At 68.8% G+C, this 21,317-nt stretch carries 23 protein-coding genes and 2 pseudogenes; 13 read left to right on the top strand and 12 right to left on the bottom strand.

Features of this window, described 5'->3' with window-relative positions; all coding sequences use genetic code 11:
- The first annotated feature begins 213 nt into the window (after positions 1–213).
- Complete coding sequence (locus tag ACIGWZ_RS03675) at positions 214–654, top strand: GNAT family N-acetyltransferase (RefSeq protein WP_400060400.1); 441 nt, start codon at positions 214–216, stop codon at positions 652–654.
- 75 nt (positions 655–729) lie between these two features.
- A complete protein-coding gene (locus ACIGWZ_RS03670) occupies positions 730–1,029 on the top strand; it encodes a dihydrodipicolinate synthase family protein (RefSeq protein WP_400060398.1) in 300 nt (99 codons plus the stop codon).
- 48 nt (positions 1,030–1,077) lie between these two features.
- On the opposite strand, the gene ACIGWZ_RS03665 is transcribed toward ACIGWZ_RS03670, so the two are convergent.
- Positions 1,078–2,190, bottom strand: a complete 1,113-nt coding sequence (locus ACIGWZ_RS03665; protein WP_400060396.1) for an ABC transporter substrate-binding protein — start codon at positions 2,188–2,190, stop codon at positions 1,078–1,080.
- A gap of 234 nt (positions 2,191–2,424) precedes the next feature.
- Positions 2,425–3,144, bottom strand: a complete 720-nt coding sequence (locus tag ACIGWZ_RS03660; protein WP_400060394.1) for a hypothetical protein — start codon at positions 3,142–3,144, stop codon at positions 2,425–2,427.
- Between the two features lie 103 nt (positions 3,145–3,247).
- Here ACIGWZ_RS03660 and ACIGWZ_RS03655 point away from each other — a divergent pair, with 103 nt between their 5' ends.
- On the top strand, positions 3,248–3,883 hold the full coding sequence (locus ACIGWZ_RS03655; protein WP_400060392.1) for a TetR/AcrR family transcriptional regulator: 636 nt from the start codon (positions 3,248–3,250) through the stop codon (positions 3,881–3,883).
- Between the two features lie 186 nt (positions 3,884–4,069).
- Here the strand turns inward: ACIGWZ_RS03655 and ACIGWZ_RS03650 are convergent, their stop codons facing one another.
- From ACIGWZ_RS03650 to ACIGWZ_RS03640, 3 genes are all read right to left on the bottom strand, one after another.
- Entirely contained in the window at positions 4,070–4,261 is a 192-nt protein-coding gene (locus ACIGWZ_RS03650; protein WP_400060390.1) for a hypothetical protein, read from the bottom strand.
- Entirely contained in the window at positions 4,258–4,548 is a 291-nt protein-coding gene (locus tag ACIGWZ_RS03645) for a hypothetical protein (RefSeq protein ID WP_400060388.1), read from the bottom strand. The genes ACIGWZ_RS03650 and ACIGWZ_RS03645 overlap by 4 nt, the downstream gene beginning before the upstream one ends.
- 324 nt (positions 4,549–4,872) lie before the next feature.
- Positions 4,873–5,427, bottom strand: a complete 555-nt coding sequence (locus tag ACIGWZ_RS03640; RefSeq protein WP_400060386.1) for a hypothetical protein — start codon at positions 5,425–5,427, stop codon at positions 4,873–4,875.
- A gap of 360 nt (positions 5,428–5,787) precedes the next feature.
- Between ACIGWZ_RS03640 and ACIGWZ_RS03635 the strand changes: the two genes are divergently transcribed.
- The 3 genes and pseudogenes from ACIGWZ_RS03635 to ACIGWZ_RS03625 all read left to right on the top strand — a co-directional run bounded on the left by ACIGWZ_RS03635 (position 5,788) and on the right by ACIGWZ_RS03625 (position 8,773).
- The gene (locus ACIGWZ_RS03635) at positions 5,788–6,999 is read left to right on the top strand and encodes a DUF6236 family protein (protein WP_400060384.1); all 1,212 of its coding nucleotides are present in this window, start codon (positions 5,788–5,790) and stop codon (positions 6,997–6,999) included.
- A 105-nt stretch (positions 7,000–7,104) separates the two neighbouring features.
- A pseudogene (locus tag ACIGWZ_RS03630) lies at positions 7,105–7,248 on the top strand (HAD family hydrolase); the annotation flags it as partial.
- Between the two features lie 946 nt (positions 7,249–8,194).
- A complete protein-coding gene (locus tag ACIGWZ_RS03625; RefSeq protein ID WP_400060382.1) occupies positions 8,195–8,773 on the top strand; it encodes a hypothetical protein in 579 nt (192 codons plus the stop codon).
- A 279-nt stretch (positions 8,774–9,052) separates the two neighbouring features.
- On the opposite strand, the gene ACIGWZ_RS03620 is transcribed toward ACIGWZ_RS03625, so the two are convergent.
- Positions 9,053–10,318: an MFS transporter gene (locus ACIGWZ_RS03620; protein WP_400060809.1), complete on the bottom strand. Its 1,266-nt coding sequence runs from the start codon at positions 10,316–10,318 to the stop codon at positions 9,053–9,055.
- Positions 10,319–10,431: 113 nt separating this feature from the next.
- On the opposite strand from ACIGWZ_RS03620, the gene ACIGWZ_RS03615 reads away from it, so the two are divergent.
- Positions 10,432–10,884: a winged helix-turn-helix transcriptional regulator gene (locus ACIGWZ_RS03615; protein ID WP_400060807.1), complete on the top strand. Its 453-nt coding sequence runs from the start codon at positions 10,432–10,434 to the stop codon at positions 10,882–10,884.
- A 368-nt stretch (positions 10,885–11,252) separates the two neighbouring features.
- On the opposite strand, the gene ACIGWZ_RS03610 is transcribed toward ACIGWZ_RS03615, so the two are convergent.
- A complete protein-coding gene (locus ACIGWZ_RS03610) occupies positions 11,253–12,728 on the bottom strand; it encodes an MFS transporter (RefSeq protein ID WP_400060380.1) in 1,476 nt (491 codons plus the stop codon).
- Positions 12,729–12,814: 86 nt separating this feature from the next.
- On the opposite strand from ACIGWZ_RS03610, the gene ACIGWZ_RS03605 reads away from it, so the two are divergent.
- From ACIGWZ_RS03605 to ACIGWZ_RS03595, 3 genes are read left to right on the top strand one after another with little or no spacing between them, the layout of a single operon-like run.
- On the top strand, positions 12,815–13,201 hold the full coding sequence (locus ACIGWZ_RS03605; RefSeq protein WP_400060378.1) for a MarR family winged helix-turn-helix transcriptional regulator: 387 nt from the start codon (positions 12,815–12,817) through the stop codon (positions 13,199–13,201).
- A complete protein-coding gene (locus tag ACIGWZ_RS03600; protein ID WP_400060376.1) occupies positions 13,140–13,613 on the top strand; it encodes a TetR/AcrR family transcriptional regulator in 474 nt (157 codons plus the stop codon). Before ACIGWZ_RS03605 ends, ACIGWZ_RS03600 begins: the two co-directional genes overlap by 62 nt.
- A gap of 23 nt (positions 13,614–13,636) precedes the next feature.
- Positions 13,637–14,338, top strand: a complete 702-nt coding sequence (locus tag ACIGWZ_RS03595) for a hypothetical protein (RefSeq protein ID WP_400060374.1) — start codon at positions 13,637–13,639, stop codon at positions 14,336–14,338.
- Positions 14,339–14,460: 122 nt separating this feature from the next.
- On the opposite strand, the gene ACIGWZ_RS03590 is transcribed toward ACIGWZ_RS03595, so the two are convergent.
- Complete coding sequence (locus ACIGWZ_RS03590; RefSeq protein ID WP_400060372.1) at positions 14,461–14,871, bottom strand: RidA family protein; 411 nt, start codon at positions 14,869–14,871, stop codon at positions 14,461–14,463.
- 502 nt (positions 14,872–15,373) lie between these two features.
- Complete coding sequence (locus tag ACIGWZ_RS03585; RefSeq protein ID WP_400060370.1) at positions 15,374–16,264, bottom strand: SDR family NAD(P)-dependent oxidoreductase; 891 nt, start codon at positions 16,262–16,264, stop codon at positions 15,374–15,376.
- A gap of 97 nt (positions 16,265–16,361) precedes the next feature.
- On the opposite strand from ACIGWZ_RS03585, the gene ACIGWZ_RS03580 reads away from it, so the two are divergent.
- The 3 genes and pseudogenes from ACIGWZ_RS03580 to ACIGWZ_RS03570 all read left to right on the top strand — a co-directional run.
- Positions 16,362–16,826: a MarR family winged helix-turn-helix transcriptional regulator gene (locus tag ACIGWZ_RS03580; RefSeq protein WP_400060368.1), complete on the top strand. Its 465-nt coding sequence runs from the start codon at positions 16,362–16,364 to the stop codon at positions 16,824–16,826.
- 388 nt (positions 16,827–17,214) lie between these two features.
- Positions 17,215–17,859, top strand: coding sequence for a methyltransferase family protein (locus ACIGWZ_RS03575; protein WP_400060366.1), 645 nt, complete (start codon positions 17,215–17,217; stop codon positions 17,857–17,859).
- A 169-nt stretch (positions 17,860–18,028) separates the two neighbouring features.
- Positions 18,029–18,183 (top strand): annotated as a pseudogene (locus ACIGWZ_RS03570) (IS5/IS1182 family transposase); the annotation flags it as partial.
- A gap of 78 nt (positions 18,184–18,261) precedes the next feature.
- Here the strand turns inward: ACIGWZ_RS03570 and ACIGWZ_RS03565 are convergent.
- The 3 genes from ACIGWZ_RS03565 to ACIGWZ_RS03555 form a co-directional block, all read right to left on the bottom strand.
- Positions 18,262–18,702 (bottom strand): VOC family protein, encoded by a 441-nt coding sequence (locus ACIGWZ_RS03565; protein ID WP_400060364.1) that lies wholly within the window; start codon positions 18,700–18,702, stop codon positions 18,262–18,264.
- Between the two features lie 633 nt (positions 18,703–19,335).
- The gene (locus ACIGWZ_RS03560; RefSeq protein ID WP_400060362.1) at positions 19,336–20,784 is read right to left on the bottom strand and encodes a translation initiation factor 2; all 1,449 of its coding nucleotides are present in this window, start codon (positions 20,782–20,784) and stop codon (positions 19,336–19,338) included.
- Complete coding sequence (locus ACIGWZ_RS03555) at positions 20,781–21,158, bottom strand: hypothetical protein (protein ID WP_400060360.1); 378 nt, start codon at positions 21,156–21,158, stop codon at positions 20,781–20,783. The genes ACIGWZ_RS03560 and ACIGWZ_RS03555 overlap by 4 nt, the downstream gene beginning before the upstream one ends.
- Positions 21,159–21,317: the final 159 nt, after the last annotated feature.

Genomic DNA, 21,317 nt, shown 5'->3' with positions numbered 1-21,317 from the left:
ACGAACCGTCGCGCCCCGGGCCGCCCAGCGGCCCCTACCGGCCGGCGCAGCCGCAGCTGCAGTCGCGCGGCTTGCCGGCGGTTGCCACGAGGAGGACTGCGACATCGGGGACTCCCGAGGCGTCCTGATCGCCCAGACCCGACAACTCGCCGTGCTCTACCAGGGTCTGTCCCAGCGATCTTGGGTTCGCGCGCCTGTGCCACACTCGGCGGCATGGCGATTGATCATACGAATGTGACGTTGAGCGTCGGCCACCGTGACTCGGTACTCAACGAGCGGTTGTCCCAAGGGCTGGACGAGGTCAATTTCCCCGCCACAGGTACCACTGCCGCCGATCAAGGTGCGCTGTCGGTGAAGGTCGTCGACGACGCGCAAGCGCTCATCGGGGGTCTGTCCGCGTGGACTTGGGGAGGGCTGCTCGGCATCGAGATGCTCTGGGTCCGCGAGGAAAGCCGCAGGGATGGATGGGGCAGCAAGCTCCTTCTGGCCGCGGAGGAGGAGGCACGCCGCCGTGGCTGCGACCGTGCGTGCGTCTCGTCGTTCACGTTCCAGGCCCCTGCGTTCTATCAGCGCCACGGCTACGTCGAGACGGGCAGGACTCTGGGGATCCCCGGCGCAGCCGAGGATGTCCACATGTACAAGAAGCTGGCCTGACGTCCGTCCGGCCCGATCACGAGCGGAGCCGGATGACGACCGCTGCGGCGGTGACGTGATGGTGCCGCGGAAGACATGGCTGCGCCGATCGTTCACATCCCCTATCGCACCGGTCAGCATCTCGGCGCGTCCGACCTGCGCGCCCTGGGACGGCTCCCCGGCGTCGCGGGTGCCAAGCTGGCGCAGGGCAGCATCGATCGGGACACCGTGGACTTGCTCGGCGACCCTCCGCCCGACTTCGCGGTTCTGGCCGGCGAAGACGTGTCGCTGTCCCCCTGTTGGCACTGGGCGCGGCAGGCGGCATCCTCGCCTCAGCGCACCTGGCCACCCGTCGGTTCGCGGAACTGGCCGCCGCTAGGCAGGTCGACGGGTTGACAACCTCAAGTGCAGGACAGATCAGGACAGTCGGACCGCCGAGCGCTCTCAGCCGGAGTGGAGGACCCGAAAGCGATCGGGTTCCGCCGGGTCTCGATCGACGACTTGGATCGGCGCCCAAGCCCATTGCCACACGCTGATGCCTGGCGTGCGGGAGAACCGGATCTGCCCGCGGGTGCCTTCGACTGCAACGCGCGGCCAGGATTCGGCGATACGCGCCCGGTCCGCGCCGTGAGAACGCAGCACTTCGGCGAGGACGGTGACCGTGTCGTAGCCCTCGAAGGCGACGAAGGAGGGCGCTTCGGCGAGCCGCTCACGGAGGGCCGTCTCGACTCGTGCACCGAGTGGGCTGAGGCGCTCGGGCAGGTAGCGCAGGAACGGGATCGCGGCGCCGTCGTCGCCCAGCAACGTTGCCCATGCGGCGAACTCCGGTTGCCCGGCCGGAGCACCGATCATGATCTCGGCGAGACGCTGGTCGTGGCGGACAGACTTGACGATCGACACTGCCGGTTCCGGGTGGCCGACCAGAAGGAGAAGGGCTGTCGCGCGAGTGTCGACGAGTTCGTCGCACATCGCCGTGGGATCGAGCGCGTGCATGTCGAGTTCGATGACGGTGCCGCCGCGTGGAGCGAGGTAGTCCCGCAGAATGCGGGCCCCGGACGCCCAGTAGACACTCGGCTGGGCCGCTACGGCGATTCGGCTGTGGCCCGCGCTGAGGAGGAAGTCTGCGTAGATCTGCCAGCCGCGGGACTGCGCCGGGGCGAGGCGCGCGACCCAGTCCGTCGGCTGTTCGGTGAGCGCGTCGAGAACCGCTGACGAGCAGAGGAACGGCAGACCGACGGCGTCGGCCCTGGCAGCAGCGGCGCGCGCGACGACGCTGTGATACTCCCCCGCCAAGGCGGCCACGCCCAGGTGAGCCAGTTCCTCAACGTGCGCCGCGGCCCTCTGTGGATCGGCCGCGGTGTCCCGGACCACCAGCTCGAGCGGCCTTCCGACAATCCCGCCGGCGTCATTGACTTCGCGAACGGCCAACTCGAGTCCAGCGAGCAAGTGTTGGCCGGCCTCGACCCAGCCGGGCCGAGTCAGCGGAACGAGAGCGCCGATCCGGACGGATGTTCCGCCAGTCCGTTCCACTCCAGGTGACGTTGGTCGCGTATGCATGCGTTGGCATCTCCCGAGTGGCGATTCGGGTGCGGTTGCCCGGATCGCAGAGTGAACGTCATTGGCGTCGAGATTAGTTGAGCCGAGAATGGCCGGAGTCGGCGCCCCGTCCCGTAGCCGTCAGTCGACCCTCGCGCCGCCGATCAAGCCTGAGGGGGTTCGGGCAGCTCTGCCGTTCGGCGGCGCCGGCCCCTTCGGTCCGCTGCGGCGGCTGGTTGCCTTGCAGGCGGGTGATCATTCCACGGCTGGACCCGACTGCTGGAACGTCCGCCAGTACTGACGTCGCTTCTCGTCCCGCACGACGACGCCGAGACGGGCCAGTTCGTCGCGGAGCCCTCGCACATCGTCGTCGGATGGCCCTTTCTTCTCCAGGACCCTTTGGCGGGCCTTGAGGAGGGCGCTTGCGGCTGCCGGCAGTTCGGGAGTATCCGGGACCCAGCGGCGGAACTCGCCTTCGTACGGATCTGCGTCCGCCCACGCGTAGCCGTGCTCGCTGAAGGCGCCGGCAACGCGGCCGGCCTCCAGGTCGCACTCCTCCCGCGTGAGTTCCCCGCCGTTGTGGCCGAGCAGGACGAGATACTTGCCGTCCCGGCACGCCGTGGCGATGGCCTCGTGCGGGAACTCCCGGTCCCGGCCCTTGCGGCGGAGCACAACGCGCTCGTCCGTCAGGCGAATGACCAACTCCTCGTGCTGCGCGACGAGTCCGACCAGCAGCCCCGCCACCGAACCCGCAACGGGCAGCACGGGCCCTGGGATCGACGCAAGGAGCCGGGCAGGTCCCTGCCAAGGCGCCCAGGGCAGCGTCACCAGCCAGTCGGCAAGAATGCCGACGAGCCAGCCGACGCCCGCCCCCGCCAGCACGAACGCGACGTAGACGCACACGGTGCCCCACGTCGACCGACCGAGCACGGTGAACCGGTCCGCCTGCGGGTCCCCCTCAGGACTTTTGCTCATGCTCATGTTCCCCCTCGCTTCCTCGGTAACCGACGCCATCATAAACCGAGCGCTCGATCTATCATTAGGTGACGAGCCGACAGCCGACCAGAAGGAGCCCGCGATGAGAACCGTCGACCCGGCCAAGCACCGTGCTCGCCGCCGGCACATCATCAACGCCGCAACCGAGCTCTTCGCCGTCAAAGGCTTCGAGCGCACCACCACCGCGGAAATCTGCAAGGCCGCCGGCATGAGCGCGGGCAACCTGTTCCACTACTTCCCCAACAAGCGCGCGATCTTCCACGCCGTCTTCGAGGACGACGAGCACGACGGCGTCGGAAAGTCCGAGCGCCTCGCCGCCGCTCGCGCCTCCGACGACCCGTGGACCGCCCTTCTCGACACCGTCGACCTCCTCGCCGCCCCCGCCACGCAGCCGCTGGTCCCCGCCCTCGTCATGGAGGCGATGATCCAGGCCCACCGCGACGCCGACCTCGAAGCGCTGCTGAGCCGTGACAACGACGAGGAGCGGTCCACCCTCACCGCTCTGCTGAAGCGCGCGGCCGCGAGCGGCCGGATCGACTCCGCCCTGGACCCGGACGACGCCGCGGCCTGGGTCATGGCACTCATCGCCGCTCTCTACACCAGCGCCGCCACCGACCCGTCGTTCAGCCCGGCCGATCAACTCCCCACCCTGCGACTGATCCTGCAGCGCTTCCTACAGCCCAACGCCGACCCGGTGCCGCAGCGGCCAAGGCCGTAGGCGAGATGCCCGGAGGCCCGGAGTCAGGCGCTTGCGTATGGCGACCGGCGCCGGTCGTGCTTCCACGAGTGTCGGTGCCAGTTGGCTCTCCCCGCCCACGGCCGCCTGACGGAAGTCAAGTGGCCGTGGCTCGACTCGCTGTCAGTGACGAGCATGAGCCTCCTCATGGCGGAAGGCCCCCGTTCTTCAGTGGCCGCCGCACGGGTCGCCGTCCGCAGGCACCGGCTTGGTGTCAGCCGCCAGACAGGAGGAGTACACCCGCGGCGGCGTGGGCCGCGGCTCCGGTTCCGGTTCCGACGTGGCGCACACCGTGATGATCGCCCCGGCACTGACGACAGTCAGCCCGGCCATCGCGGCGAGCCAGGTACCCCGGCTCACCGATCGCCACGGAAGTGGTTGCGGAGATCGTCGCGGCAGTCGTCCTCGGCGCCGGCCTTGACTCGCGAGAAGGCCAGCGCTCCGTCTCCCTTGCCATCCTGCTCGGCCTTGGCCAGCTGCCTCTCGATGTTCGCGATGAACGCGGCGCACTCGGCGCTGACGGGCTTCTCGGGCTGCGGGTCCGGTGCCGAGGAGGCGTTCAGTTTGGCGGTGGCGGCGAGGGCGGCCGCGCACAGCACCGCCCACGCGGCAACCCACGTGCGGCTCATCCGTATCGGCTTGGGCATCCAGGCATCCTACGAGCACCGCAGCGGGCTGTCGCCGAATCGCCGCTTTCTCATCGAGGAGACCAACGACGGAGCCTGCTGGCATCGCCGTCGGCCTCGCCGCGGCTCGGTATCGCACCGTAAGAGGCGGCGCGAAGCCGGGGAGCGGGACGGGCCGTCAGTGGCAGGTAGCGGCAGGTGCCTGAGACTGTGTCCGTACTGCTGATCTGTCACTTACTGTGACTGATAGGAAGGTTCCTCCACGAGCGGGTCTGCGCGGGGCATGTGGCTGCAGCTCTGCTGGGCCGTCGGGAAGTTGTCTGAAGGTGCCAGTCGCCCCGGGCGCTACCCGACCCGGGCCCTCCGCCACTCCACTTCCTCGGCCGTCATCGGGGCATGGATGCGATACACATCGCCGACTCGTAGGTCGTCCGGCGTGCTGTATTCGCCGTACATACCGATGACGGATACAGCCACGTGGGAATCGGGCTGCCAAAACGTCCGGTAGTACGGTGCGTTCGCTGGCACTTCCGGGACCTCCAGTAGGGGGACGCCGCGCCGTTGCAGCAGGCGCTGCAGCTTCTCGAACCGAAGCCTGGGGGTGAACCGGCCGTACCGGGCGCGAAGCGCCTCGTTGGCGAGCGCGCCGCCCCGGCAGGCGAGCCTATGAACCTGCAAGGTGAAGTGGTGGCCCGACCAGGGGTGGTCGGCGCACGCGCGGTCCCAGTGGAACTCGGTCAGACCGTAGTCACGGCACATGCTGCGGTCGTCGAAGTTGTTCTCACCGAAGTTCGACCCCAGGACCTCGGTGACGCGGTCGGGAGAGTCCGTGGGCCGCACGCCGAGCACGGTGCCGGTGGCGACGACGTCCATGTAGAACGCCAGGGAGTACGGGGTCAACTGTCGTTCCTCGATGCGTGATCGAATGCGGTGCGCTGGGGCACCCCCACCGGAGGTGCGCACCACCCCGGGTACCGGGCGGCCCGCCGCGAATCCTACTCCGCCCGGCCGCCTCACACTCCCAGCACCTCCAAGATCCACACCTCGTACCTCGCGAGTTTGTTCTCGCCCATGCAGCGCGCCGCATCCGGCGAATGACAAGGCCCCGGAGGCCCTCTCAACTCACTCAGGGTGTGCGGTCCACGGTTGTTGAGCCAGAGCCACTACTGCTCGATAAAGCCAAGCGGGAACTGTGGAGACACAATGGTCGACAGTGACCCGCTCTGATCTCAGGGCGACGCAGCTACCAGAGGGGGCAAAATGGGGCGGATTGGGCTCTACTTTCCTTACGTTCACTTCCGTGACGACGCCTGGCTGAAGACCACCGCCCTGTACTGGCCCCAGATCGCCCGGGTGGTCTCACCCCAGTATCCGGTTCACGACGGCGCGACAGTGCGGGCCCTGGCAGACGGCCTCGACTTCCTGGTCCCTCTCGACCCCCGGGAAGCCGCCCAGGAAATCTCCCCTCGCTTCATCACCGTGATCCACAACCAACTGGATCAACTGCAGCACAACTTCGGCGTAACGCCGGAGGAGATCAACGACGAGGCCGCCAGCAACCCCGAGTGGCGCCTGGTCAATCGATACGTCGTGCCTCCGGAGCCCTGGCGACGAAGGCCGGAAGGAACGAGCCTGGTCGAAGTCCACTGGGACGAGATCGCCCCCGACCTGCGCCAAGCGATGCTCGATGCCGGACTCGGTCTGAACACATGGCGGCCCACCCTTGGATCCGGCAGTGTCGAAGCCCCCTGGATGTCCATGGACCCCAAACTGGCGTGGGTCTACAAGCTGGCGCTCACCGAAGAACTGGCGAAGCGCAACAATCTGACTCCCTTGACCGACCAGAGCGGCGTACAGCGGACGCTCCACGACTGGGATCCCCAACGCATCGCCGCGGAGCTCTTCGATTGGCATCCTTTCGGGGTGTCGCCGACCTCCACCCTCGGGATACTCGCGGCCGAACTGCCCGTCCCTGAAGCAATCGCGGATGCCCCGGTGGAGAAAATCATCGAGCTGCGGACGCGATATGCATCCGAGTTCGACAGATTCACCGACCTGCTGACGGAGGCAGCCACGGACCTACGCGAGGAACTGCTGCAGGTGAGCGACCCGGACATCCTCGCCGCCCACGTAAAGGACATCAGAAGGAAGCGGTTCGACCAGCCCCTGCGCGACCTCAAGGCCGCCATCAGGGGACTGAAGTTCGGCGCCGGCCTCGGTGTCATGAACGTCCAGGCGCAGCTGCCGGCCTGGGCGGCCATCGGCGGTGTGGCCGCCAACATGCCCTACGTCACCGCCGGTTCGCTTGCGCTCGGTTTGGTAACCCTGCGCCAGGTGACGGCGCAAAAGCGCGATCAGATCCTGGCCGACTCGCCGGTCTCCTACCTGATGAGGGCAGAGGGCCTGCAGCCGACCTCCTTCGTGCACCGCGCGACGGGAGCCCTCGGCCGGGTGAGCGGAATCGGCACCTGAGTTCCGGGCCGGCGCATGCGCCGAGGCTGATGACCCACAGCTCGTCTGGTGCTGTAAGCGGGGAACGGGCCCGCAGCGCACATCGTCTGAGACTGGAACGGCACGCTGTTCCACGACACCGACGCGGTGATCGGAGCAACCAACTCCGCCTTCGCGGAGGTCGGACTGGAGCCGATCACGCTGGATCGCTACCGCGAGCTGTCCTGCGTGCCCCTCCCGCGGTTCCACGAGCGGCTGATCGGGCGGCTGATCGTGCCGCTGCCGACGGGCACCTGGGCTGCGCGAGTCTGATCAGTGTCCGAGGCGTACCACTCGCGCATGGTGAAAACCGGCTCAGGTGGACACACGGCTCGCCCGGTGCTGGGTAGATCGCCTTGAGGAGCAGCGCCCTGGTCAGCGGCTCTTCCGCGGTGCGTGGTTGGGAGGTACCCGGCACCTCCGGCCTCCCAACTACGCGACATTTCCTCGCTGTTGCATGGTGAGGCATTGTCCAAAGAGTAGAAGCCCACGCGCCGCTTTTGTACACACACGGCTCATGACCAGCACCCCGTTGGACGCGCTAGCCTCGTTGCACGCGAAAGAGCCCGCATCGCTCCTGGCTCGCAACCTGCGGATCGATGGGGCTCTTTGCTGAAGATCACCCGCCATCCGAGACGAGGGAACTTCCATGAACGAGTCTACGGGCCGTCCGCAACACCCACCCGGTCCGGCCCGGCAAATCCACCTCTTGTTGGCAAGGCATGCTCGCGTTCTCGCGGCGCACGCCGCACGAGGTGCCGCATACGCCGCGGGAAGCGCAGGCTTCACAGTGCTGCTCGTGTGGTGGCAGAGCAGTCACTGAGCCACCCCGGCGGGCAGGTAGCGCCGTTCTGCAGGCACTACCTGCCCGCATCACATCGCATCGCATCGCATCGCATCGCATCGCATCGCCTCGAGGTTCTTCGGCGGCTGCGCGCCGGGCTCTCCGTCACCCTTCGGTCGTACCGCTCCATCGGCCGTACGGCGGAGCCGAGTTCGCCCGCAGAGCGATTTCTGACGCTCCCCTGACTGGGATCTTCAGTATCGAACGGGTCAGCCCGGCCCACGAAACCGAGGACCGAACATGCAGCCGCACCGGCACGCCGAAGAACCCACTGCCGCCCCGTCCCGACGATTCCGCGCCGCATGGCGGGCGGCCCACGATTCCGTCGCCGGAGTGTCCCGACGGGTGCAACTCGCCGCCTGTGCCGTGCCGTTCACCGTACTGCCCGCCGGTATCTGGCGGCTCCAGGCCGCATTCGACGAGGAGATCGGGCTCGGCGAGCGCGCGTACGTCATCTTCCTGTCGGTCCTGTCCGAAGCCCTTGCATTCACCGCGCTCGGTCTGATCGCCCGCTGGGGCGAGGTGTTCCCGCGCTGGATCCCGTTCCTGCGCGGCCGCCGGGTCCCGACGATGGCCGCGGTCATACCGGCCGCGATCGGGGCCACGATCCTCACACTCGTCTTCACCCTCCTGTTCGTGGCCTCCGAGATCAGGGGCACCACGATCCAGGGCGACGCCCTGCCGGCCGGCTCCCCGAGCCTGGCCACTGGCTGGGAAGCCGGCTGGTACTACTTCTGCTATGCGCCGCTGAGCTTGTGGGGACCTTTGCTGGCCGTGCTGACCGTCGCCTACTGGAAGCGCCGACGCGCGGCCGGGAACGCGCCTGCGGCTGCCCGAGTGCCGGAAGACGATCGTGCCACCGCCAACTCACTTGCACAGCCCAGCCAACTCAAGCGCACATCCGCCGAGTGAAGCACTCGGTCACAAAAACGGTGAGACTCAGGCCGTTTCCTTCGGGTCATCTGATCGCTGGTCCCGCTGCGTCGTCAACTGATGTGTAGTGGCCACGGATTGAGCCGCTGCTGCCTGACCGGACGCCTTCTGACGCAAGCCACCCCGGCCACGGCACAGGGTCCGCTGTCATCTCAACGGGCTCACGCCGCGGGGGCGCCTCACGGTCGCCGGCGGGCAGGGGTAGCCTGCGTCCGCTGACCTGCGGCGCGCCCGTCGCTCAACGTCCGGCGAGAACGCTCAACCTTCGCCGCGGGAGGTCACCTTGGCGGCGGGGTCCGGGGCGCCGTGTCGTGTGAACGCCCACAGCACGAGTCCGAGGCAGCTGAACGCGGCACCGAGTGCGCATACGGCGCCCCAGCCGACCGCCGTGTAGAGGGAGGTCGCGGCGATAGCGCCGGTGGCGCTGCCGATCGAGTAGAAGACCATGTATCCGCCGATCAGCCGGCTGCCCGCGTCCGGGTGCAGCGCGTAGATCAGGGTCTGGTTGGTGACATGGACCGCCTGCACGGCGAGGTCGAGAACGATCACCCCGACGACCAAAGCCCAGAGCGAGCTACGGGTGAAGGCCAAGGGCAGCCACGAGGCAGCGAGCAGTGCCAGGGCGATGCCGGTGGTCCGCCGGGAGAGTCCGCGGTCGTTCAGGCGGCCCGCCACGGTCGCGGCCAGGGCGCCGGCGACTCCGATCAGTCCCAGCGCCCCGATCGCACTGTGGGACAGGTAGTACGGGGCCTCGCTGAGCGGCAGCGCGACGCTGCTCCACAGGGTGCTGAAGGCGGCGAAGATCAGCAGGCCGAACAGGGCCCGGACCCGGAGCAGTCGTTCCCGTGCGAACAGGGTGATCGTGGAGCGCAGGAACTGTCCGTAGCGCAGGGTCGTCGGCGGAGCGTCACTGTGGCGCGGCAGCACTCGGCACAGGACCAGGGCGAGCAGGGCGGTGAGCGATGCCGAGGCGAGGTAGACGGAGCGCCAGCCCGCGAGATCGGCCATGAAGCCGGATGCGGTGCGGGCGAGCAGGATTCCGATGACCACGCCGCTGGTGACCAGGCCGACGACCCGTCCGCGTACGGCGGGAGGGGCCAGCGATGCCGCGAAGGCCACCAGCGTCTGCGTGACAACTGCGAGAAGACCCGTCGCGGCCATGCCCGCGAGCAGGATCGCCGCGGTGTGGGCGACGGCTACCACGGCCAGCGCCACCACCAGGAGCAGCAGTTGGGCCACGATGAGCCGTCTGCGGTCGACCACGTCCCCCAGCGGTACGAGGAAGAAGAGCCCGAGCCCGTATCCGACATGCGTGAGGGTGACCACGCTGCCGACAAGTGCCGGGCTCATGGCGAGGTCGTGGCCCATGGTCACCAGGAGCGGCTGGGAGAAGTAGACGTTGGCCACCGCGGCCCCGCAGGCGACGGCGAACAGTATGACGACGCCACGGGACAGGACGAACGCGGAACCCTCCCCTCTTCGGGTCTCGGTCCGTCGTGTCACAGCCTCACCATTGCCGAGCATCAGCACTCCCCTATGCATCTGGTTTCATCTTGCTACCAATAATGTCGGCGACGGTAACCTCTTTTGGTAGCATGTTGCAACCGCTGTGGGAGATGGTGAAAGCGAGGGACGCCATGGTGACCAGGACGCGCTTCGACGACAGTGAATGCCCCGTCGCCCGGTCGGTGGACGCGATCGGCGACTGGTGGTCCCTGCTGATCGTGCGGGACGCCTTCGACGGAAGCCGGCGCTTCGGGGAGTTCCAGCGCAGCCTCGGCGTGGCGAAGAACATCCTCGCCGCGCGTCTGCGCACCCTGGTCGCCGGCGGTGTCCTCGAATCCGTCCCCGCCTCGGACGGCAGCGCCTACCGCGAGTACGTACTGACTCCGAAGGGCAAGACGCTCTTCCCCGTCATCGTGGCACTGCGGCAGTGGGGCGAACAGAACTTCTTCGCCCCTGACGAACCGCACTCACAGCTGGTCGACCGCCGACAGGGACATCGCCTCCGCACACTGGAAGTGCTGTCCGCGGATGGGCGACGGCTGGACCCCGACGACACCACCGTCCACAAGATCTCGGCCCAGTGATCCGAGCCGGAGACCCGTTCCGACACGCCACGTCCCAGGTCACCGGCCAGTCGCTTCGTTCACTTGCCCTGTGCCGGCAGAGGTTTGGGCAGGTGCCGACCACTCGGGAGGGCTGACGGCTGACATGCCCTCAGCCGGTGCCTGATCGCCTGCGGTGCGCAGCCGGGCTCACCCGGCCTGGCCGTATTGACCTGGCCGCGCCCTCACATGGCGCAGACACATACACATACACATACACATACGCATAGACATACGCATCCGCGGACGCGACGGAGCCATCGGCAAGTCGCGCGGATGCGTGCCCGGACGGCACATCCCGTGTTGGCTGGTGCCTCACACAGGGATGTGCCGTGACAGGACGGGACCGGTCAGTCGACGAGGGCGAACTCCCGCTCGTCCGATGACTTCTCCGCCGATTCGTCCGCCGGGTTGTCGAGCTTGCGCCGTCCGAGCACTCCTGACAGTCCGATGAGCAGGCCGATGGCCGAGAGGACGGTGATCGTGAGCAGCGCCGGGGTGAAGCCTGCGAGCAGGGCGTCGGGGCCGGTCTTGCCTTCGCCTCCGGCGGTGAGGACCGCGGTGACGATGGCGAGTCCGATCGCGCCGCCTACCTGCGTCGAGGTGTTCAGCAGGCCGCCGGCCAGGCCCTGCTCGTGGTCCGGGATGCCTGCGGTGGCCTGGATGTTGAAGGACGCGAAGGCCAGGGTGAAGCCGATACCGAGCAGGATCATGCTGGGCAGCACGCCGACGACATACGGGGCGTCCCGGTCGATGACGAGGAAGAGCACGTAGCCGATGAGGTGAGCGGTGACGCCGCCCGCGATGGTGCGCGAGGTGCCGACGCGTGCGATGAGGGGCTCCATCTTCGGCGAACCGAAGGCGACGATCAGCGCGGCCGGAAGGAAGCCGAGCGCGGTCTGGAGCGCCGACCACTGGAGCACCGACTGGAAGTAGAGCATGACCACGAACTGGAAGCCGATGTAGCCACCGAAGAACACCGATATGCCCAGGTTGGCCCGTGCCAACGAACCCGAGCGGAGGATGCCGAGACGGACCAACGGATGTGCACTGCGGCGTTCGATCACGATGAAGGCGAGCAGCAGCACCGCGGCGATGGCGAACTGGATCAGCGTGTTCGGCGCGGCCCAGCCGGCCTCCGGCGCCTGAACGACGGTGTAGACGAGCAGCAGCATCGCGCCGACCGAGGTGATCGCGCCGGGGATGTCGTAGCCGCCGGAGGCGCGGGGGCCGTCCTTGGGGAGCAGGCGGTTGGCCGCGATCCATGCGATCACCGCGACCGGCACCGGCAGGAAGAACGTCCATCGCCAGCCGACCTGGGTCAGCAGACCGGAGAGCACCAAGCCGGCCGAGTAGCCGCTGGCCCCGAAGACGGAGAAGACGCCCAGCGCCTTGTTGCGCGCCGGCCCTTCGGCGAACGTGGTGGTGACGATGGACAGCGCGGCGGGCGCGGTGAACGCCGCCGCCATGCCCTTGAGTATGCGGGTGGCGATGAGCAGGGCTCCGTCGTCTACCAGGCCGCCGAGCACGGAGGCGGCGGCGAACACGGCTACCGCGGCCAGGAACACCCGGCGGCGTCCGAGCAGGTCGGCGGCGCGTCCGCCGAGCAGCAGCAGCCCGCCGTAGCTGAGGACATAGCCGCTGACGATCCACTGCAGCGCGCTGGTGGACAGGCCCAGGTCCGCCTGGATGGAGGGGAGCGCGACGCCCACCATCGAGACGTCGAGTGCGTCGAGGCCGATGACGAGGGAGACCGTGAGCAGAACTCCCCAGAGTTTGGCGTTCCAGGTGGGTGTGGAGGCGGACGGGGGTGCGGAGGAAGTCATGTCGTGACTCTCACATGCACGAGCATTGAATGCAAGTGCATTTAATCTCCGTGCATCAAATGCTGGCGCATGTTATGGTGGGCTCCATGATCGATGGCTCGGAGCAGGAATTGGTCGACGAGTGGCATGGGCTTCTCGCCCGACACGCCACCGTGCACAACGCTCTTGAGCACGAGTTGCAGGCGCAGCACGGCCTCAGCGTCAGCGAGTTCGAGGCGCTCGAACTCCTCGCCTCCTCCGACCACGGCAAGTGCCGGGGCCAGGACCTCACCAACGTGGTGCACCTGAGCCAGAGCGCCGGGTCCCGGCTGGTCGCCAGGCTGGAACGAGGCGGCCTCGTCGAGCGTGTCATGTGTGATCTCGACCGCCGCGGCATCTTCGTCGTCCTTACCGACGAAGGCCACAAGCGTTATGACCACGCGAAACCGACCCATCGCTCCGTACTCGCGCGGACCCTGCGCGGAGACGACTGACCGGCTCCCCGCAGCAAGTCGATTCCGGCAACCCCCTACGGCTGGGAGAGCGCAGGTCGGATCGGGGAGGTACGGACCTCGTGGTGTGCCCGTGCTCTGCTGCCCGACTGTCACCGACGCGGGCATCCTCCCGAGCACGTCTCACGGGCACCCTCCCGAGCACGTCTCAATGGAGCGCATCGCTGCCGCGGCGCCCGGCGTCAGGAAGGGCGCGGTCTTCCACCATTTCGGTAGCCGCGCGGGCCTGATGCGTGAGCTGATGCGAGAACGCGCCCACACCCTGCACGAATTGGTCACGGACGGCCCGCCGGGACCGATGACCTCACCGGCTCGGAAACAGACGCCTCATCTTCATATGGCCGAGCCGTCGAGCGATCCCGGGGAGCCGGCCGGGGCGGTTCGAGCAGGTTGATCGTCGCGGGTGACAATTGCTGCATGGTGATGGCACGGCACTGGTATTCCCTGTCCCCCGTCGTGGACGGTCATCCGCTCTTGGGCGAGCCCGGATTCTGGGCTGCACACCTGGCCGACCTTTGTGAGGGCTTCTCGGCAGAGGCCTTCGGAGTGGAGCCGTGGGAGGCCGGCGACATGCTGGAGCGGCTCCACGACAAGTCGGCCTGGCCGGTGTTCTCCGTGCCGCTGACCGGCGGTTTCGCCATCGTCGTGCACTACAACAGCGGCGAAGAGTTCACGACGACGGACTACTTCCTCACGCACCCGGACTGGTTCGGTGCCCTCGCCCTCGCCAGCGACGATCAGGACCGCATGGGACCAGGGCTGTGCTGGCCCGAACTCGCCGCGCTGCTCGAAGCCCCTGAAGACGCTGCCGGAGTCACCGATCCCCACGCTCGCCTGTTGCTTCTGCTGCCGGTTCTGGGCGACGCGGCGGCGCCTCCGGAGGCCCTTGCCGCGGTTGTCGCGGCTTTGGTTGCCGCCGGTGCCCCGGAGGACTGCGAGCCGCTGGCCCGATGCCTCCTGGAAGGCCATCCGATGTGGGGTGCCGAGGCATGGCGGTTCGATGCCGACGAGCGGAGCTGGATCTGCAACGGCGACCACAGCCCCAGGCGGACGCCGCTGGGTGACCACCTGCCCGCACAGCAACGGGCCGCGCTGGAGCGGTGCCTCACACCAGGCTGATCAGCTCGGTTCGCGACGGCCACCTCGTACTCGTCCCCGGTGCGCGGGCTGCCCTGCGCCTGACCGGGCACGGCGGGGACATCGTGGTGACGGCGGCCCTGACCGGTGCGGCGGCCGAGTGGCTAGGAATCGAGGACCGCGGCGACGGCCTCGATCTCGACGAGCTGGTCGGTGTAGCCGAGCACGGTGACGCCCATCAAAGTACTGGGGACATCGTGGTCGCCAAAGGCGTCTCGAACCACGTTCCAGGCGGTCACCAGGTCTTCCTGCCGAGTGGAGGCGACGAGAACCCGCGTGCTGATGACGTCCTGCAGCGTCGCACCGGCGGCGTCGAGTGCGGCTTGCAGGTTCTCGACGGCTTTCGCCGCCTGTCCCGCGTGGTCCCCGATCGCTGCTGTGGAACCGTCTTCGTTGAGCGGGCACGCACCGGCGAGGAAGATGAGTCGGGCCTCGGCGGGCGCCGTGGCCGCGTAGGCGTACTCGGCGACATCGGACAGGGAATCGGAGCGAATCAAGGTGATGGCACGGGGCATGGACGTACGGTCCCTTCTCATCGTCATGGAGCCCGGCCATCGTGTCAGGGACGCATTGGCTCCCGCCTCCTGTTTTCGCGTCCCTACGGTCCGAGCGAGCTCCTAGGTTTCTTGGGCGTCGGGACCACCTGGCAGCGGCGTCCCCGCCTGGCAGTGGTGCCCCGGGCCGGGATTCGGCCGCTCCCCGCACAGACGGGGATTCCGATGGTGGGTGGGGACCAGCGGGGGGGGCGTTCGTGCCCCCGAATCGGAAGCGCGAAGGCAACCAGATGGCTCCCCTCTCTCCCGCCCGCCCTGGTCTGGGAGAGCGACGTCTTCGCGTGCACAGCCGGCACGGACTTCACGCGGGCCGGCGGCAGCACATCCGCGAAGACCGGCAGCGCAGGAAGCAGGTGCGGTCAACCGCCCGTGCCTCTGCCGGGTCCGGCTCCCGGATCGCTGCCGGTCGAGCGCCATCCGGGCCGCCGGGTCGCCGGGCCCGGTCGCGGGCGCGGGCGCCGGGTCAGCCCGCGGGCGCCGGGTCAGCCACCCAGCCGCCGGTGAGGCCGAGCACAGCGGAGCCGTCCAGGTCGGTGAGCTTGGTTCCGGTGAAACCGCGTGCCCAGTCGGAGGTCTGGATCCGGAACGCGGGCCGGTCGGCCGTGAGGGCCTCTAGTACGGCCATGGCCGCCTCGTGCGGAGTCTGCGCACTGCTGCCGAGGAATTGCGCGACGGTGCGGTCCAGATAGGCCCGCAGGGTGTCCGCGTACGGACCCGCCGCGGCGATCTCGGCCTCCAGGTCGACGCCGAGGTTGTTGACGAATTCGGTCGCCACGGCGCCGGGCTCGACGACGGACACGCTCACCCCGAGCCGGGCCGCCACCGGGGCCAGACTCTCCATGAAGCCTTCCACGGCGAACTTGGCCGCGCAGTAGGCCTCGTTGAAGGGCTGCCCGACGACGCCGCCGACGCTGGTGACGGTGATCAGACGGCCTCCGGTCGCGCGCAGGTGGGGCAGCGCCGCCTTCGAGACGTTGAGCACGCCGAAGAAGTTGACCTCCATCACCTTGCGCACCTCGGCGACGCTCTCGTTCTCCAGCGTGCCGAGGTGGCCGGCACCGGCGTTGTTGATCACGGCGTCGAGCCGACCGTGATCGGCGATCACGGCCTCGATCGCCGCCGAGACGGACGCCTCGTCGACGACGTCGAGCCGGCGGATGTCCAGCTCCACCCCCGCCTCGGCAGCCGCGGTGCGCAGCGCGTGAGCCCGCGCCGGGTCGCGCAGCGTCGCGACGACCTGCCAGCCGGCCTGACCTGCCGCGACGGCGGCCGCGAGGCCGATGCCGGAGGACGTACCGGTGATCAGAACGACCTTGGAGGGCCCGGAAGGCTGATGAGCGACCTGAGAAGACATGGTGATCCTTTCGGCCCCGCAGACGGAGCAAATTAAGTGCGTGTACACACACCATAAGCATTATGTGCGTGCACACGCAACCGGGTAGGCTGGCGGCATGGCGAAGAGAAAGCTCACCGAGGCCGAGATGCCGGCGGCCGACTACGCCTTCTACGGGCTGGTCTGGGCCGGAACCGTGCTCACCGAACGCGTCGACCGCGCCCTCACCAAGGCGCACGACCTGCCGGTCTCCTGGTTCGAGGTGATGCTCTGGCTCGCCTCCAGCCCGGACCCGGTTCCCGCCTCCGTCCTGGGCAACAGCACGATGCTCAGTCGCAGCCAGGTCTCCCGGGTCGTCGACGCCCTGCAGAACCGCGGACTGGTCACCCGCACCCCGTCCGCCCGCGACGCACGTTCCGTCGAGGCGGCCCTCACCCCACAAGGCCGCCGGCTCTTCGAGGAAGCCGACGCCACCCGCCGCGCCTGCCTGGCTCCGGTCTTCACCGATCTCCTCGACGAGGCGGACCTCACCGCGCTCAGCACCGTGTGGCAAAAGCTCAAAGCCCACAAGGAAGCGATGTGACGCCACACATCTCATGACGCCACACATCTCATGACGCCACACATACCGTGACACCGCGCCTCCCGCAGCGCTCGGCGTCCCGTCATACCGGGAACCGGGCACCGGATGCGCCACCACCGCACACCGGCCGCGGCCGACCCGTGACCGCCTCACATCCCACCCCACCCCGAGAGAATGTGTTCCAGCACGGCCCGCTCAGCGTCGTTCCGCGGACGGGGCACGACAGGCGAGGAAGGCGCGCACGCATCCTCCCCCTCCGCACCCCGCTCCCCTCGCCGGCTGCACCGCTCGGCACCACCCGCTCACGGTTCTCCACCCGTGGGTGCAGACCTCGGACTCAGCCCGTGGGTGGTGGTGCCCCACTCAACACGCGGAGCAGTCTTGGGCCATGGGCTCTCTCCACTCAGCACTTACCACCCTCACCGGCATCTGTGTCCTGATCTTTGTCCTGGCCTGGATCGTGGGTGCCGTCTACTTCGGCCTGAAGAGCCAGGCAGGTCTGGCCAGTTGGCTGTGTGGATGGCGTAGCGCCTTGCCCCGCCGGGTGCTGATGATCGCGGGCGTCTGTGTGCTCTCCCTGCCGATCAGATACGCGCCGCATTCCCTCTGGCACCCTCTCCAGTACTGGCAGCCAGAGCTGGCGCTCCTGGGCGCCCTGCTCACCGTCGCCTCCACCGCATTGCTGCTGTGGGCCCGCTGGATTCTGGGCACGATGTGGGCCAGCGTCCCAACAGTCCAGGAACACCACGAACTACGCACCGACGGCCCCTACAGGCTGGTCCGCCATCCCATCTACACCGGCCTCCTCGGCCTGATCACCGGCGGCATGCTGGCCTGCGGCTTCGGCGTCTGGATCGTCTTCCTGGCAGCCGCCGCCCCCTGGCTGCTCCGCCGGGTCCGGATCGAGGACGACCTGATGGCCCGCAAGTTCGGCGCCGCCTACGACACCTACCGCGCTCGCGTCCCGGCACTGATCCCATGGACCCGTTCCCTCCGGACCCGCGCTCACCACACCGGCAAGAAGCCGGAATAAGGCATGGTCTGTCTCGATCGGCGTATCAACTGACGCTTCGATCTGCGTCTCGATTTGCGCCTCAATGTGGCTTCTCGATCGGGTTGCCGCCGGCCCCTTCGGCTCGTCCAGGACCAGGCGGTGCAGCCGAGTCGCTGGAACAACTCCCCTCTCCGCCCGGAACCAGGTGCCCGACGTGGCCGGACCGGTCGGCCGGCCCCGCAGACGCCCCGACGCCCTGCTGGCCGACCGCGGCTACGACCACGACAAGTACCGGCGCCTGCTCTGGGCCAGGGCATCAAACCGCTGATCGCCCGCCGCGGCACGGCGCACGGCTCCGGCCTGAATCACCCACCGCCACGTCCAACGTCTCTGTTCAGAACCTCGATGATCTCGTTCGGTGCATGGTTCGGTTCCTCCTTCTCAGCGCAGTTGCTCGGCCAGTCCGACGATGATGCCCTCCGGGCCGCGGAGGTAGCAGAGCAGATAGCTGTCCTCGAACCGGGCGATCTCGCCGACGAGTTCGGCGCCGTGCGGGCGCAGGCGGGCAACGGTGTCCTCGATGTCGTCGACGGCGAACATGACGCGGTGCGTGCCCAGAATGTTGTGCGGCCGGTTGCGCGGCCCGGCGCTGATCACCGCGGGGCTGCGGTACTTCGCCAGCTCGAGTCGGCTGTGGCCGTCCGGGGTCCGGACCATCGCGATGTCACAGCGGACGCCGTCGAGTCCGGTGCACCGGTCGGCGACGAGGCCCTCGACCTCCGCCCTGCCCTCCAGCTCCATACCGAGTTCCACGAAGAACGCGATGGCGGCATCCAGGTCCTCGACGACGATGCCGACGTTGTCCATCCGCTGAATCGCCATGCTGGTTTCTCCTTCTTCCTCGTGCGGCCGGTGGTGGCCGCTGATGTCCCTGGGACGGAGCCGGTGGCACGTTCTCGACATCCTCGGACCGCCGAACTCCAAAAAATCTGGAGCGCGCCTCAGCACCGCTACAGCAGACCCGCGAGCCAGGCGCCACCACCGAGGGTGAGTGCGGCGCAGGTGGCCGCTCGCGTGAAGACGATCAGCCGCATCGTGCCGTCCCCGCTTTTCCATGTGCTTGTCCATGCTTCCTCGACGATTCACAGCGTGCGCTTGAGCATCGCGCCTCATTCGCCGACAATCCGCACCACAGACATGAAGATCCGATCTACAGCCGGAGCACCAAGACGCCGTCTCTGATGGCGGCACCTCTCGCCCTCGGACAACAAGTTCGTTCCGTAAGAGGGCGGGTGAGCGGGGCGTCGCGCATCGGAGTGGCCGGAAGCGCCTCGGTCCGCAACGCTGTTGTGGTGACCGCGTCCGTCCACTAAGGGTCTTACGGCGCCCGTGCCGCCGAGTTCGGAGTTCCGGCAGTGCTTTTCGACGTCACCCGCAGCGAACTCGCCGACATCTTCGGCGAGGAGATCGCCGCGGGCCAGCGCTTCAAGGACAACAGCCCGGGAGCCCGCTCGCTCAGGTGAGCAGTTCGCGCATCACGGTCAGGGGCAGCGCTGGGTTGGCGGCGGCGTGCTCGGCCAGTTCCTCGTCGCTGAGGAGGGACAGCAGTCGTCGGCGCGGCAGGCGGGGGTGGCGTGCCGCCCCCGAGCGGACGGTCAGGTCCGGGTCGCGGGTGAGCCGGTCGGCGGTGCCGGGCTGGAGTCCGGGGTCGAGGACGGCGAGGCGCCGTTCGTCGGGTGCGTCGGCGTCCGCGAAGCGTGTGCCCAGTCCCGCCACGGGGAAGCGGGGATGCTCGGTGAGCAGGTCGCGGGCCGGGGCCCGGTGCTCGAGGTAGGCGCGCAGCAGCAGCTCCGGCGGCGGCGCCGGGTGGTTGTGGGCGAGCAGCACCCGTACGCCCAGGTCGTCGTCGCGCGCGAGCGCTGCGACGAGGCCGGCGGGCAGCGCGGGGTCCCGGGCGGCCCGGCGGCGCAGCAGCGGGTGGCGTGAGCGGGCGTACGCGGCGGTCGCGGCCGGGTCGGGGGCCGGATGGGCATGGTGTTCGACCGGCCCGAAGTCCTCGCCGGTGTCCACCGTGTAGTCGATCGCCGTCCGCTCGTCCTCGCTCAGCTCGGGCCGCACGGAGATCGCGGTACGCACCTCCGGGTCGGCGTCGCGCGCGAGGGCCGCCACGAGCGCGGGGTCGAGGTCGCGGCGGCGGGCCAGTTCCAGCCTGACCTTCGGATCGGGGTGCTCGACGAGCCCGGCGACGACGTCCGGCGGAGTGCTGTAGTTGTGGGCGAGGACCCAGGGGCTGTCGGGGTGGAGGTCGCGCAGCAGCCAGTCGACGACGGTCCGGGAGAGGCGGTAGTTCACCAGGATGAGCCCGGTGCCGTGATTGCGCGGGGGCGGCAGCGGCCCCAGCCTGCGCTCCATCGCCTCCGCGTCGTCGGTCTCCCGCATGTTCTCCGCGCTCGCCCGTACCTGCGGGTGCGGGTCCGTCAGCAGCGCCGCCCGTTCGTCCTCGGACATCAGGGTCCATACGTTGGTGGCCATCCGCCGGATCGAGGCCATGGGGTGGTTGCCGTACGAGCGCTGGACGCGGAAGGGGATCTGCTGGGAGAAGAACAGCTCTTGCAGGCACTCGTTGTCGTACGTCGTGAGCATCCGGTCGATCACCCAGTCGGGGAGCGGGCGGACGGGCCGCGTCCTGTCCGGGCGGGCGGCGAGGCGGGTCCGGACGAACCAGTCGGGATCGTCCACGAGCAGCCCGCGCACCTCGGGGTCCACGAACGGGTTGCAGGCCAGGGCCCTGCGGACACGGGGGTGCGGGTGGGTGACGATCGCGGTGGTCACCTCCGCCGGGAAGGAGGCGCGCCGGGAGGCCAGCGCGCGCCAGGCGCTCGCGTACTGCGGTTCCAGGAGCCGCAGCAGGAGGTCGGCCAGGGCGGCCGGGTTGACGGCGAGGCCGTCGAGCAGCGCTGTCATGCCATGTCCCCCGTGTGCGCTGTGCCCCCGCTGCGGCAGGCCGCGGTCTGCACGCCGTCCGGGCCATGCCGTTCGCGCCGGCCGTGCATGTCGCCCTCGTCGGCGTACGTGACGTCGTACTCGCGGCCCTTGGGGAGGGCGGGTTCGGCCACCGAACCCGCCGTCAGGACCAGGCGCGCAACGCGGTGGACGGCCAGGAAGCCGAAGGGGCGGTCGAAGACCGCTTCGATGCGGCGGACCGTGTGTCGCGGCGGCGGGGGCAGTTGTGGCCGGAGTAGCCGGTGAACGGCAGCTTGGGCGAAGGCGCGGAAGAGGGAGGCAGCGTCGCGTAGTGCGCGGCCGTCGATTCGCAGGACCGGACCGTTCTGCCGCACAAGGGTGGCTGTTTCCGAAGCCGGCCAAGGGTCCGTGGAAGAGGTGAACACGCCCCAGGGGGAGCGGCGTTCCGTCAGAGTGGGCGTCGGCGGCATGGGCGTGATCCTTGCACGGCCTCGTTCGGCGCCGGTGCTGCCGCACAACGCGGCGGCAGCACA

Origin of the sequence: Streptomyces sp. NPDC053427 (assembly GCF_044544985.1) — a bacterium.
In the GTDB taxonomy this organism is placed as follows: Bacteria; Actinomycetota; Actinomycetes; order Streptomycetales; family Streptomycetaceae; genus Streptomyces.
Note: the sequence above shows the minus strand (reverse complement) of the source record. Positions and strands in the feature narration are given on the sequence as shown.

Bases quoted from the DNA above. Each gene is read 5' to 3' on its own strand.
- ACIGWZ_RS03615 (WP_400060807.1), top strand. From the start codon at position 10,432: ATGGTGACCAGGACGCGCTTCGACGACAGTGAATGCCCCGTCGCCCGG.
- ACIGWZ_RS03605 (WP_400060378.1), top strand. From the start codon at position 12,815: ATGATCGATGGCTCGGAGCAGGAATTGGTCGACGAGTGGCATGGGCTT.
- ACIGWZ_RS03575 (WP_400060366.1), top strand. From the start codon at position 17,215: ATGGGCTCTCTCCACTCAGCACTTACCACCCTCACCGGCATCTGTGTC.
- ACIGWZ_RS03655 (WP_400060392.1), top strand. From the start codon at position 3,248: ATGAGAACCGTCGACCCGGCCAAGCACCGTGCTCGCCGCCGGCACATC.
- ACIGWZ_RS03665 (WP_400060396.1), bottom strand. From the start codon at position 2,190: ATGCATACGCGACCAACGTCACCTGGAGTGGAACGGACTGGCGGAACA.
- ACIGWZ_RS03565 (WP_400060364.1), bottom strand. From the start codon at position 18,702: ATGGCGATTCAGCGGATGGACAACGTCGGCATCGTCGTCGAGGACCTG.
- ACIGWZ_RS03670 (WP_400060398.1), top strand. From the start codon at position 730: ATGGCTGCGCCGATCGTTCACATCCCCTATCGCACCGGTCAGCATCTC.
- ACIGWZ_RS03645 (WP_400060388.1), bottom strand. From the start codon at position 4,548: ATGCCCAAGCCGATACGGATGAGCCGCACGTGGGTTGCCGCGTGGGCG.
- ACIGWZ_RS03620 (WP_400060809.1), bottom strand. From the start codon at position 10,318: ATGCTCGGCAATGGTGAGGCTGTGACACGACGGACCGAGACCCGAAGA.
- ACIGWZ_RS03675 (WP_400060400.1), top strand. From the start codon at position 214: ATGGCGATTGATCATACGAATGTGACGTTGAGCGTCGGCCACCGTGAC.
- ACIGWZ_RS03660 (WP_400060394.1), bottom strand. From the start codon at position 3,144: ATGAGCAAAAGTCCTGAGGGGGACCCGCAGGCGGACCGGTTCACCGTG.
- ACIGWZ_RS03635 (WP_400060384.1), top strand. From the start codon at position 5,788: ATGGGGCGGATTGGGCTCTACTTTCCTTACGTTCACTTCCGTGACGAC.
- ACIGWZ_RS03560 (WP_400060362.1), bottom strand. From the start codon at position 20,784: ATGACAGCGCTGCTCGACGGCCTCGCCGTCAACCCGGCCGCCCTGGCC.
- ACIGWZ_RS03585 (WP_400060370.1), bottom strand. From the start codon at position 16,264: ATGTCTTCTCAGGTCGCTCATCAGCCTTCCGGGCCCTCCAAGGTCGTT.
- ACIGWZ_RS03590 (WP_400060372.1), bottom strand. From the start codon at position 14,871: ATGCCCCGTGCCATCACCTTGATTCGCTCCGATTCCCTGTCCGATGTC.
- ACIGWZ_RS03595 (WP_400060374.1), top strand. From the start codon at position 13,637: ATGGTGATGGCACGGCACTGGTATTCCCTGTCCCCCGTCGTGGACGGT.
- ACIGWZ_RS03600 (WP_400060376.1), top strand. From the start codon at position 13,140: ATGACCACGCGAAACCGACCCATCGCTCCGTACTCGCGCGGACCCTGC.
- ACIGWZ_RS03580 (WP_400060368.1), top strand. From the start codon at position 16,362: ATGGCGAAGAGAAAGCTCACCGAGGCCGAGATGCCGGCGGCCGACTAC.
- ACIGWZ_RS03610 (WP_400060380.1), bottom strand. From the start codon at position 12,728: ATGACTTCCTCCGCACCCCCGTCCGCCTCCACACCCACCTGGAACGCC.